This is a genomic window from Ferrimonas kyonanensis DSM 18153 (genome assembly GCF_000425405.1).
GTDB classification, from domain to species: domain Bacteria; phylum Pseudomonadota; class Gammaproteobacteria; order Enterobacterales; family Shewanellaceae; genus Ferrimonas; species Ferrimonas kyonanensis.
On the sequence record NZ_KE384369.1, the window covers coordinates 58,713 to 70,507 of the forward strand.

Below are 11,795 nucleotides of genomic sequence, written 5' to 3' on the forward strand. Positions count from 1 at the left end.
AGGAATCCACCGCCATGCTCCGCACTCTGGCAAAAACCGCCTCAGCCGCGCTGATTGGTCTGTGCAGCCTGGCCGCCCACGCGGCCAGCGACGTCGTCTACTTCTACAACTGGTCCGAATACATGCCGGAAGGCCTGTTGCACGAATTTGAACAGGAAACCGGCATCAAGGTGATCTACACCACCTACGACTCCAACGAAGCGATGCACGCCAAGCTGAAGCTCACCGGCGCCAAGGGCTACGACCTGGTGGTGCCCTCCACCTACTTCGTCGCCAAGATGCGCGATGAAGGCCTGCTTCAGCCCATCGATCACAGCAAACTGCCCAACTTCAAGCACCTGGATCCGGTGATGCTGAACAAGGCTTACGATCCCAACAACCAGTACTCCATTCCCTATGTCTGGGGCGCGACCGGCATCGGCATCAACACCGATTTTGTCGACGCCGACAGCATCAACAGCTGGAAGGATCTGTGGAATCCGAAATGGAAGGGTCAGCTGATGCTGATGAACGACCAGCGGGAAGTGTTCCACATGGCGCTGCGGATTCTGGGCTACTCGGCCAACTCCACCGACGAAGCTCAGATCAAAGAAGCGTACAAGCTGCTGAAAAAGCTGATGCCGAACGCGCTGGTGTTTAACTCCGACACCCCTTCCCTGCCTTACATGGCCGGAGAAGTGCCGCTGGGTATGATCTGGAACGGCTCCGCCTTTGAAGCCAATAAGAACGATCCGGCCATCACCATGATCTACCCCAAAGAGGGCGCTATCTTCTGGATGGACAACATCGCCATTCCGGCCGGGGCAGAAAACGTCGACGCCGCCCACAAACTGATCGATTTCCTGCTGCGCCCGGATGTGGCCGCCAAGGTGTGTGAAGAGGTGGGCTACCCGACCCCGAATAAGACCGCCAAGGAGATGTTGGATCCGGAGTTTGCCAATAACCCCATCATCTTCCCACCTGCGGAAGTGATTGAAGCCGGTGAATTCCAGTCTGATGTCGGTGATGCCGTTCGCCTGTACGACAAGTACTGGCAGATGCTGCGCACCGGCAACTAAGCCGCTCGCACTTCGCACAAAGACAACGCCGCTTTTACAGCGGCGTTTTTTGTGGCCGCAACCTATCCCGCCGACTCAAACGCCGCCTCGTCTGCAACATCCGCAAAATGAGGTAACACCCCATTGCGGCGAACAGGTGTTTCAGGGTGTGGCCACTGACAACGCCCTGAGTACTGAAAAAAATCGCCTCATCGTAGAGTTCGGCCACCTTGGCCACCAGGTAGCAACCCCATGCCAGGACCAACACCCCCTGATGGGAGTAGCCGCTTGAAAACAGCATCATCAGCACAGGAATGGTCAGCAGCGGCAGCAGTTGCACCCAGATATAGGGCCTCAGATCATCGCGCCAATGCCAGTACGCCACAGTGGCCGCCCCCAACAGCAACGCCGGAACCAGCAACTTCGGAATAAGCCGGCTCGCCAGGTATTCACTGGTCAGGGCGATGAACAGTGCCATAAAGCCAATGGTCATCGACAGCCGATCCCACACCAGAGTAGCGTTGGAAGGGTTGAGGTGATAATAGGCCGAAGTCAGCCCTACCAGGGCTACCCCGGCAAAAAGCCACCACCAGGGCGGGTAAGCTGGACCGGATGGTGTCCGCAGGCAATAACGCAGGCCCAGGATTCCAACGATCAAGAACGGCAGGCTGGACAATACATTGAGCCCGTTGGCTACCCCAAGCAGGGTTCTAACATCGGCAAACGAATGGTAGGCCAGGCTCTGAGCGATGGGAGCCAGGGTCAATAGCGCGCCAAGAGGCCCAAACACAATGCCGAGCAGCACGGCGTGCCGCCAACTAAACCTTGCTCGGTCGCCAGGGTAATCCAGCTTCGGTTGGGCCATCCTCGCTCTCCGGCTGACCAGACCACAGACTCAGAGAGTATAGGACGTTCCGCTACGACCATGGGCCGTCTCGGACGCTGAAAACTGCCACCCTAAGCACAAGCAATCAACGCTGACTCTGGCAGGCCACGACTCAGGAGCAGGCTACTGACAATCGTCACCTGAAGTCAGCGCCTGCCTGACCCTGGCTCTTAATGCCTTATGATCCGGGTTGGACTGCAGCGAACGGTGATACAGCATGGAGATGGGGGCGCTTTTCATCGGCATTGGGAATGACAGCAACTTGACGCCCAGCCGAAACGCCATCGACTGCAACCGTTTTGGCGTCACCGCAATGGCATCGGAGTTCGCCACATAGGCCAGCTGGGACGCATAGGAGTTGGCCCTGTGGGCGATGGTGCGAGGCCTGGGTTGCTCACACAACAGGGTAAAAATGTCCTGCTTATGCCTGCGGGTCGTCACCGCCACATGGCGTTCGCCATAGAACTGCGTTTCAGTGAGGGCATCGCCAATTCTGGGATGATCCTGGCGCACCGCCACCCTGACCTGCTCTTCCACCAACAGCTCGTTTACCACGCTGGCGTCGTTGATGGTCACCAGATCCAGCACCAGATCCACCTGGCGGTTTCGTATGTCGTCAAACAGTTGCTGCTGCTCATCCGGCGGAATGGACACATCGACATCCTCGTGGGCCAGATCGTACGCGTACAGGTCCGGCGCATACACCTTGTGCTGCACCTTAAACAGCGCCTCATCAATCAAGCCGAACGCCGGTTCCAGCTTGGTGGCCATGTAGTTGGCATGGGCAGTGGCTTCGATAGAGCGCCCCTTACGCACAAACAGTGGCTGGCCGATGCCCTGCTCCAGTTGCTTGATGCGCATGCTCACCGCCGCCTGGCTGATCCCCAGCTGCCCGGCTGCCTTGGTGTAGGAGTTCAGCCGGTACACCAGGGTAAAGGTATTAAGCAGATTCAGATCCATCGACGCCTCTCAATATAAGCTGTGCTTATGTATTTTATCAGCTGGTGACCATTTATCACCACTATGACTTATCTAATACTGAACTCATCCCGTCAACGACGCCAGCGAAGACTCCGACGGCCCCCAAGGGGTCCCCAGGCGAACTCTGCCTCGGAGCAAAGATGTAGCGATGGCCGTTGGTCTTCAAATGAGCGATGACTTTGAGGTGATTATGAAAAAATCCATTATTGCACTGTCGGTGGTGATCAGCATCAGCACTCCCCTAATGGCCGATCAACACGGCCATGGTGCGGGCAAAGACGAACACGCCCTGACCTCCACGTTTAGCTACCAGGGCAAGCCCGCCACCCAGGCCACCATCGACGCCAACCGCCAATTTGCCAAGCAGCTGGATTTCGCCAACAACAAGGGCTTTGAGGAGACCCGCAAGGGCCTGATTGCCGAGTTCGACCAAGAAACCGCCGCCATCATCTGGAACGACTACCGGTTCCTGGAGGGAGACACCCCGGATACGGTTAACCCCTCGCTGTGGCGCCAGGGCCAGGTAAACCACGAAGCGGCCGGCCTCTACCGCGTGACCGATCGCATCTATCAGGTGCGCGGCACCGATCTGGCCAATATGAGCCTGATCCGCAGTGACAGCGGCTGGATTGTGCTGGATCCTTTGACCACCCCCATGGCCGCCGAAGCCTCGCTGCGTTTCGCCCTGAACAACTTGCCCGAGGGTGGCGACCTGCCGGTGGTCGCCATGGTCTACTCCCACTCCCACGGCGACCACTTCGGCGGTGCCCGGGGAATTCAGAAACTGTTCCCCGACGTCAAAGCCTACGGCTCGAAGAACATCACCAAGGAGATCGTCGATGAGAACGTACTGGCCGGCAACGCCATGTCCCGCCGGGTCTCCTACCAATACGGTACCGTACTGCCAATCGGCGAAACCGGCATCGTCGACGCCGCCCTTTCCAACGCGGTCACCAAAGGTGAGCTCAGCTATGTGAAGCCCACGGAAACCAACCACACGGCCAGCATCGAGTCCTGGGACATCGACGGCGTCGAGTTCATCTTCATGGACGCCTCCGGCACCGAGGCCACCTCGGAGTCGGTGGCCTACATCCCAGAGATGAACGCCATCTGGGGGGCAGAGCTGACTTACAAAGGGATGCACAACGTCTACACCCTGCGTGGCGCCAAGGTGCGCGATGCCCTGTTGTGGTCCAAGACCATCAACAAGGTGATCAACGAGTTTGGCGGCGATGCCAAGGTGCTGTTTACCGCCCACTCCGCCCCCATCTGGGGCAATGAGGCGATCAACACTTTCCTCAAGCTGCAGCGGGACAACTACGGATTTGTTCACAACCAATCCCTGCGCCTGGCCAACAACGGCGTGGTGATGCAGGACATCGGCTGGGAGATCCAGAAGATCATTCCCGACAGCATTCAGAAGGCGTGGCACACCAACGGCTATCACGGCACCTACAGCCACAATGCCCGTGCGGTGTACAACCTGTATCTGGGGTACTTCGATATGAACCCGGCCAACCTCAACCCTCTGCCCAGCGGCGAAGAAGCCAGCAAGTTTGTGGAGTACATGGGTGGCGAAGAAGCGATTCTGACCAAGGCCAAAGCCGACTTCGACAAGGGCGAGTACCACTTCGTGGCCACCGTCCTCAACAAGGTGGTAACCGCCAACCCGGACTTCAAGCCCGGCCGTGACCTGCTGGCCGATACCTACGAGCAGCTTGGTTACCAGAGCGAGGCCGCCGGCTGGCGTAACGTCTACCTCAGCGGCGCCTATGAACTGCGCAACGGCATCCAGAAGACGGTGCTTAAGGCCAACTCTGCCGACGTGGTCAGCGAGATGGACATGGGCATGATGCTGGACTACCTGGCGGTGCAGGTGGATGCCTCGGTCGCACAGCACAACAGCTTTACCCTGTCTGTGGTCCTGCCCGACATTAAAGAGACCTACTTCGTAGAGATGAGTAACGGCAACCTCAACAACATCCAGGTCACCGAGCCCAGGAAAGCCGATGCCACCCTGACCATCAACAAGGCCGACATCGACCGCATCAATCTGGGGCAGGCCAAGGCCACTCAGTTGCTCGAAAGCGGCAACGCTCAGTTAACCGGTGATCAGAGTGTGCTGGTCAAATTGCAGCGCTCCCTGACCAAGGCGGATTCGGCATTTTCCATTGTCCCTAGCCAGAGCCAGAGCACCGCTCAGCACTCACACCAGCACTGATTGGTACCAACAGAAAAGGTCGCTCCAGGGCGACCTTTTTCCGTTTCTAGGCGGGACTCTGGCAAATTCAGTCCACGGTTCATTTCCGCGATGACGCCCGCAGCCTGGTGGTGAAGTTCTGTTGCGGGCACAACCTCAAACCCATGCCGGCGAAGTTGCGGCGACTCAATCCACAATCGAGGCGCCCTTCCAGGTTATCGACATGGACTTAGCCTAAAACCATGCTCTGGCTGCCATCGTGCCCCTTAGGGTTTGGGCTGATCATCGCGGCGCAATCCCTTCTTCGGACTAAAAAAGTCACACGCCAATCGCGTCGCCGTTGTCGGTTGCTCCCAGGCTCCGCACTGATCTCGTTGATGTTCCGGCATTCTGGTAAATTGCCGGCATTGTCCGCATCGATTCATGATCCCTCCCCGTAAAAAAAACCGCACCGTGGTACCCAGCTGTGAACCCTGCTGACTGCTCCATCAACAGCATCGACGCGAGTCAGTCAGGTTATCAGCCACAAGGTCAATAAATCGACAAATAAACAGCACCCGCCCGCTTCGGTGAGATCTGGCCCGCAAAAACAGCCCTTTCAGCTCGATGCCGACCCGCCAGGATTACTGATTGCAGGGCAGTCAAACCGTCGGCCGCTTCAAAGCGGTAAAATTGCTACCCCAGAGGCGATAAAACTGCCATTGCGGTCACGATATCAGCCATTGCATGTCAACTTACAAGCGGTTTATTTCGGAGTAACTAGCTGAATAACCGATATTAAGGTAAAATCGCGCCCCCCCTTTGAGCCGCAAGGCTCCCCCTTCTTTTTGTAATGCGAGTGAAAATTGAAAACCCTGGGTTTTAAACGATCCATCATCTTATCCGTGGTGGTCCTGGTGACCTTGTGTCTGGTCGCCGCCAACTGGCTGTCCTATCTGAACCTTAAGAGCAGCGTCATCGACAGCGTAAACCGCCAGTCTGAAGCGGTCGTTCACTATGAAGCTCAGAATATTGAGACCTGGTTCGAATCCAAGCAAGAGGCGGTCTCCGCCATGGCCGAACACTACCAGCCTGGGCTCAGCGCGGAGGAATACGTCGAGGACGTACGAATGATGCGCAGTGCCAGCGGCGTCAGCGAACTGCTGGTCGGCCTGGAAGATGGTCGGGCCTTCTCCACGTTCGAGGGCGGCTACTGGCATGACGGTGTTGCCGATACCGCTCGCTACGATCCACGAGTGCGTCCCTGGTATCGCCAGGCGATGGCGGCGGGCGTACTGGACGTCACCGACATCTACACCGATGCCAGCAACGGAAACCAGGTGGTATCTGTAGTCAAAAAGGTCGCCGATGGCGTCATCCTTGGTGACATCGAGCTGAGTATCCTGCAGAAAACCGTCAACAGTGTGGACTTCCCCGGCTCCGTAGCCGCCATCATGGACGGCAAAGGTAAGGCGCTGGTCTCCACTTCGCCGCTGCTGTCTCAGGGAACACGCTTCTCCGATCTGGGTATGGATAACGTCGGGGTTGCCATGCTCGGCAGCCAGGAGGCCACCACAGACTACGTATTGAAAGGCGTCGACAAGCTGGCGTTCACCCGTGAGATCCCTCTGATCAATGGTAAGAGCTGGTACTTGTTTGTCGGAGTGGAGAAAGCGGTGGCCTATGCCGCCCTGGACAAGGCGCTGCGCGATGCGCTCATCCTGTCTGTGGTGCTGTTGGCCATCGGTGTGGCGCTGTCCCTGGCGATCCTAAACGTACTGTTCAGACCGATTCTCTCCCTCAATGAACTGGTGACCGAGCTTGGCCAGGGCAACGGCGATCTGACCCGCCGGCTACCGGTGGAAGGCGATGACCATCTGGCGCACATTGCCCAGGGCATCAACCGCTTTATTGGTAACCTGCAAACCATGATGCATGAGGTGTCCAAGGCCTCCGACCACATCACTCGATCGGTGGAGTTGGTGCAAGCCCAGACCGAATCAAACAACGGCGTGCTAAAGACCCACACCACCGAGACCGAGCAAGTAGTTACCGCCATCGAAGAGATGAGTGCCACCGCCAACGACGTTGCTCGAAACGCTGCCGAAGCGTCCCGTTTCACCACCGACACCAACGTCAAGGTCAACGACTCCAAGGCAATCGTTACGTCGGCTACCGAGACCGTTTCACAGCTGGTCATCGACGTCGACACCACCTCGGACAACATCACCAACATCGGCAAGGACACCGACGACATCACGTCAGTGCTGAAAGTGATTGGTGAGATTGCCGATCAAACCAACTTGTTGGCGCTGAATGCCGCCATCGAGGCAGCCCGCGCCGGTGAGCAGGGTCGAGGGTTTGCCGTGGTGGCCGACGAGGTGCGCGCCCTGGCGGCCCGCACCCAATCAAGCACCGCGGAGATCGAAGCCACCCTGGCCAAGCTGCATCAGGGTAGCGCCGCAGCCATCGAAGCGATGGGCATCACCAAGACCAGTTGCGAGCAGACCGCGACCGGAGCCAATGCGGTATCCAGCGATCTGGATGACATCGTTCAATCGGTGGCACGCATCAACGATCTCAACACCCACATCGCCACCGCAGCAGAGGAACAAAGCTCGGTCGCCACCGAGATCAGCCGCAACATCACCACCATTCGCGAAATTGTAATGGAGCTCTCCTCCAACGGCCGGGCGACGGAAGCGGAAACACTCAACCTTTCCGCGGCAAACAGCCAACTGAAAGCAGTCGTAGGCAAGTTCAAGCTCAGCTAACCCTCTGACGGAATCACAAAGGCCGCAAACGCGGCCTTTTTTCTTGGCTACCGACTACCACGACCAATTCGCCCCCCCATTCTCCCTCTTCAATAGACACCCATACTAACTTCACGCCCCTTCGCTAGATGCCCCTTTACATGACACCTGCCCCTTCACATGACACCCATAATACATACCATGACACCCATACCACTCTGCTAGATGTCCCTTCACACGACACCCATAAAACCTTACATGACATCCATACCAGCCTAACATGACATCCATACCAATCTGGCTACATTGGTGTTCATCTACACTGTACTTTTGTGAGTTTCAAGGATGAGACCATGCCCAAAGCCAGAAGCCAGTTGATATCACTGCAAGATACGCCCTTCTACCATTGCGTCAGTCGTTGTGTTCGCCGCAGTTATCTTTGCGGTATCGATGCCTACACCGGCATCAGTTACGAGCACCGCCGAGACTGGGTTGAGAATCGGTTACTCGAATTAAGTCAGGCGTTTGCCATTGAAATATGTGCCTTTGCGGTGATGACAAATCACACCCATGTGGTGCTGCACGTAGATGAGCAAAAGGCCAAGGCCTGGAGTACTCAGGAAGTCCTCACTCGATGGCACCGATTGTTTGCGGGTACGGATTTAACCCGACGCTATTGTGTCGATGAATTACGCAGCACACTCACCAGCGCTGAACTGAGTCAGGTGGATAACAAAGCCTCGCTGTATCGCAATCGCTTAGCTGATTTAAGTTGGTTTATGCGTTCGCTTAACGAGTACATTGCGCGCGAAGCCAATAAAGAAGACGAATGCACCGGTCGGTTTTGGGAGGGAAGATTTAAATCACAGGCGCTTTTGGATGAACAGGCGCTGTTGTCGTGCATGGCTTACGTTGATCTTAACCCCATTCGTGCTGGCATGGCGAAAACGCCGGAAAAATCCGACTTCACCAGCATTCAGATGCGCATTCGAGCGGCCCTAAAAGGAAAGCAGCCAGAACGATTAAAACCTTTTAGTAGCAATGACCTAGGTACACATTCCTTACCCTGCCACCTTAACGATTATTTAGAGCTGGTGGAGTTCACCGGCCTAGCCCTCAAAGAAGGCAAAGTCGGTGCTATTCCTGCTTGCAGTGGCACGCTGTTGCAGCGACTGAACATCGATTTGAGCAACTGGATTGAATTGACCGAGGGCTTTGAAGATCAGTTCTGTCATCTTGCAGGGCGATTGCACAGCCTGCAGCACTGTCGACAAACTGATGGTTTGCACCGAATCCGTGGTTCTGGAAATGCAAAGCGCCTTTTTGGTGCATAGTCAGTTCCGTTCATCACCACTTTTTCAAAACTCTGTCATTCTTTAAGGAATACAGAGCCCTCCCCCTGTGCAGATCTTTCTTGAAACTCAACCAAGCGTCGCTTTTAAGTGTTGTTTCTGCTCGCGACAACTCGATACGGCGCCGCGCAAACTCCCCACCTGAAGTCAGCTAGCTCAGAGGTTCATAGTGGTTATTGGGCTTAGAAGGTTGGGTGTCTTTTCATGTTCCGGTTGGGTGTCTTTATATGTTTCTGTGCCTGAAAGCCCGCTGCGACCTGGTGTTCCTCTCGATTTAACCTCCCAAGATACAATCGGTTACAGAGATGTAATTCGGCTGTGATTACACTTCGCAGCAACAATTACTCACTGCCATAGCGGCAAAGGCTGTAGGCCAACACGCCCTCGGGTTGAGGTACTTCCGGCCAGATTCATGATCTAAAGGAGAGAGTTCACCATGCGGATACTACTATCGATGCTCATTGCAAGCTGCATCCTGCTTCAGGGTTGTTCGGCCCACCCGGCCTTTGACGACAGCGGCTACACCCAAAGGTTGGATGCGGTTGTCGACAGCATCAAGAATAACCCCTCCTACAAGCGGGTGCCCATCGACACCGATGAGCAGGTAGAACAGTTCACCGAACTCACTTACCAATTGTATAAAAAGCAGATTTCAAACGATCAATTTGTCCAGCAGATGCTGCTCGAATACCCGGACTACCAAACATCGATTCGTTGGTTGGCCACCCAGTTTCAAAAATAGGACCAACGCCGAAACCACACCCGGTGCCTTGGGGCACCGGGATGCCCTCCCCCAATAACTTGCTATTGCCCCCGCAGCGGATTGCTCCCCTGTTGACCGTGCGTCAATACGGCCCGGTCAACCGCCATCGCACTGTCACCGGCGACACCATGATTGTGGCCAGGGATAGCACGGCGGGACGGGGATGACCGCCACAAAAACCACCAGGCAGGACAGCCATGACAGAGATTACCTTTGATCGCGTAAACACGGTACCCCATCCCAAGCTCGAGTTGCGCCTACTTCACCCCAAATACTGGTGTGTGTGGCTTGGTTTCGGACTACTGGCGTTGCTGGTCAATGTGCTCCCGTATGGGGCTCTTAGACGGATCGGCTTCTTGATTGGGGATCTTGCCAGGCGGCTGCTGAAAAGACGAGTTCATGTCGCCAGAACCAATCTCAGCCTGTGCTTTCCCAGCTATTCCGACGAAATTATCGAACAGTGGGTTAAACAGAATTTTCAAAATGCCGGCATGGCATTAATGGAGACAGGATTCGCCTGGTTTTGGCCATCGTGGCGAATTCACGCCCATACAGACTCTTTTGGCAAAGAGGAGCTATTGCAACAGCAGCAACGTCAGCGCGGCGTGCTTATTATTTGTGGCCACTTCTTTCACCTAGAAATGACCGCACGAATCTTCAGTACCTTTGCTCCGGGTTATGGCGTCTACCGCCCCCATTCCAATCCAGCCTATGAGTTTATCCAACACTGGGGACGAACTCGAAATGGCAATCAACTGGTCGATCGAAAGGACATAAAATCCATGATAAAGGTGCTGAAATCTGGTGAACGACTCTGGTACTTACCCGACCACGACTACGGCCCCAATGGTTCGGTGTTCGCCCCCTTTTTTGGTATCCAGGCCAGCACCGTTGCCGGCCCAGGGGTACTGATGAAGTTAACCGGCTGCGCGGTGGTATCCGCCGTTAGCATGAGACAGGAAGACACCTACATTCTTGAGGTCGACCCGGATTTTAGTCAGCAAATCCCCCCCAATCCGATAGGAGCGGCAACAGTAATTAACCGCCGCCTCGAAGCCATGATTATGAAAGGGGTGACTCAATGGATGTGGCTGCACAAACGATTCAAAACCACTCCGCCGGGAATAGAGTGTCGCTACTAGCCCCTCGACTCGCCATCCCAATAAGGCTTTAAAAAGCCGCCGAATACTGATAGCTCCGACGGGTTTCAAGTAAAGGGCCAACAACACCAGGCAAGGCAACGTAACACACGGTTTAAAGTGTCCGCGTCTCGTTGCCAACCCTGATTTGAACGCAGCGTCAGGCCGAATCAGTCGCGCAATGCCTCCATAAGCAACGGCACAGCCCCCCCCAGCCTAGCCGGCACGACTGCCATTTGGCATGGGTGTCTCTGGAACGGCCCTGACTTGAACGCAGCGTCAGGCCGATTCAGTCGCGCAATGCCTCCACAAGCAGCGGCACAGCCCCCCCAGCCTAGCCGGCACGACTGCCATTTGGCATGGGTGTCTCAGGAACGGCCAGGCACGGCGTCAAACCGTCGGCATAGCCGATATCGAACAGCATCCCTTGAGAAATCTCTCCCGCCATTTTCTGCTCGGGCAGGTTAACCACGAACAACGCCTGTTTGCCTTCGATCTCCTGGGGGTTTTCACGCTCCTGCTTGATTCCCGCAAGAATTGAACGCGTGTGGTCGCCAAAATCCACGGTCAGTTTCATCAATTTTTTTGACTTGCTAACGTCCGATACTGTGGTGATCGTTCCCACCCTAATATCCAGTTTTTCGAAGTCCTCAAACGTAACCAGTTCCTTTATTGTTGCTTGTTGCATTTCATACCCTTAACAAG

General features: G+C 55.7%; 10 protein-coding genes. 7 read left to right on the plus strand and 3 right to left on the minus strand.

All coding sequences use genetic code 11. The features are described from left to right. Positions 1-14: 14 nt before the first annotated feature. The gene (locus H598_RS0121580; protein WP_051252949.1) at positions 15-1,058 is read left to right on the plus strand and encodes an extracellular solute-binding protein; all 1,044 of its coding nucleotides are present in this window, start codon (positions 15-17) and stop codon (positions 1,056-1,058) included. 34 nt (positions 1,059-1,092) lie between these two features. Here the strand turns inward: H598_RS0121580 and H598_RS0121585 are convergent, their stop codons facing one another. Together H598_RS0121585 and H598_RS25820 are read right to left on the minus strand one after the other, a co-directional pair. Beyond that, the gene (locus tag H598_RS0121585; RefSeq protein WP_051252940.1) at positions 1,093-1,902 is read right to left on the minus strand and encodes a ceramidase domain-containing protein; all 810 of its coding nucleotides are present in this window, start codon (positions 1,900-1,902) and stop codon (positions 1,093-1,095) included. 144 nt (positions 1,903-2,046) lie between these two features. Continuing rightward, complete coding sequence (locus tag H598_RS25820; protein WP_051252941.1) at positions 2,047-2,883, minus strand: LysR family transcriptional regulator; 837 nt, start codon at positions 2,881-2,883, stop codon at positions 2,047-2,049. A 211-nt stretch (positions 2,884-3,094) separates the two neighbouring features. Between H598_RS25820 and H598_RS0121595 the strand changes: the two genes are divergently transcribed. The 6 genes from H598_RS0121595 to lpxL all read left to right on the plus strand — a co-directional run bounded on the left by H598_RS0121595 (position 3,095) and on the right by lpxL (position 11,093). Further along, positions 3,095-5,125: an alkyl/aryl-sulfatase gene (locus tag H598_RS0121595; protein ID WP_028114864.1), complete on the plus strand. Its 2,031-nt coding sequence runs from the start codon at positions 3,095-3,097 to the stop codon at positions 5,123-5,125. An 824-nt stretch (positions 5,126-5,949) separates the two neighbouring features. Further along, positions 5,950-7,857, plus strand: coding sequence for a methyl-accepting chemotaxis protein (locus H598_RS0121600; protein ID WP_028114865.1), 1,908 nt, complete (start codon positions 5,950-5,952; stop codon positions 7,855-7,857). A gap of 332 nt (positions 7,858-8,189) precedes the next feature. Further along, positions 8,190-9,170, plus strand: a complete 981-nt coding sequence (locus H598_RS0121605; RefSeq protein WP_028114866.1) for a transposase — start codon at positions 8,190-8,192, stop codon at positions 9,168-9,170. A gap of 454 nt (positions 9,171-9,624) precedes the next feature. After that, positions 9,625-9,930 carry a hypothetical protein gene (locus H598_RS0121610; RefSeq protein WP_156897146.1) on the plus strand — a complete coding sequence of 102 codons (306 nt, stop codon included), beginning with the start codon at positions 9,625-9,627 and terminating at the stop codon, positions 9,928-9,930. A 41-nt stretch (positions 9,931-9,971) separates the two neighbouring features. Beyond that, positions 9,972-10,118, plus strand: coding sequence for a hypothetical protein (locus H598_RS26670; RefSeq protein WP_156897147.1), 147 nt, complete (start codon positions 9,972-9,974; stop codon positions 10,116-10,118). A 30-nt stretch (positions 10,119-10,148) separates the two neighbouring features. Continuing rightward, entirely contained in the window at positions 10,149-11,093 is a 945-nt protein-coding gene (gene lpxL, locus H598_RS0121615; protein WP_028114868.1) for an LpxL/LpxP family Kdo(2)-lipid IV(A) lauroyl/palmitoleoyl acyltransferase, read from the plus strand. 331 nt (positions 11,094-11,424) lie between these two features. Here the strand turns inward: lpxL and H598_RS0121620 are convergent, their stop codons facing one another. Next, positions 11,425-11,778 carry a tRNA-binding protein gene (locus tag H598_RS0121620; RefSeq protein WP_028114869.1) on the minus strand — a complete coding sequence of 118 codons (354 nt, stop codon included), beginning with the start codon at positions 11,776-11,778 and terminating at the stop codon, positions 11,425-11,427. Positions 11,779-11,795 lie beyond the last annotated feature (17 nt).

Bases quoted from the DNA above. Each gene is read 5' to 3' on its own strand.
- H598_RS0121580 (WP_051252949.1), top strand. From the start codon at position 15: ATGCTCCGCACTCTGGCAAAAACCGCCTCAGCCGCGCTGATTGGTCTG.
- H598_RS0121585 (WP_051252940.1), bottom strand. From the start codon at position 1,902: ATGGCCCAACCGAAGCTGGATTACCCTGGCGACCGAGCAAGGTTTAGT.
- H598_RS25820 (WP_051252941.1), bottom strand. From the start codon at position 2,883: ATGGATCTGAATCTGCTTAATACCTTTACCCTGGTGTACCGGCTGAAC.
- H598_RS0121595 (WP_028114864.1), top strand. From the start codon at position 3,095: ATGAAAAAATCCATTATTGCACTGTCGGTGGTGATCAGCATCAGCACT.
- H598_RS0121605 (WP_028114866.1), top strand. From the start codon at position 8,190: ATGCCCAAAGCCAGAAGCCAGTTGATATCACTGCAAGATACGCCCTTC.
- H598_RS0121610 (WP_156897146.1), top strand. From the start codon at position 9,625: ATGCGGATACTACTATCGATGCTCATTGCAAGCTGCATCCTGCTTCAG.
- H598_RS26670 (WP_156897147.1), top strand. From the start codon at position 9,972: ATGCCCTCCCCCAATAACTTGCTATTGCCCCCGCAGCGGATTGCTCCC.
- lpxL (WP_028114868.1), top strand. From the start codon at position 10,149: ATGACAGAGATTACCTTTGATCGCGTAAACACGGTACCCCATCCCAAG.
- H598_RS0121620 (WP_028114869.1), bottom strand. From the start codon at position 11,778: ATGCAACAAGCAACAATAAAGGAACTGGTTACGTTTGAGGACTTCGAA.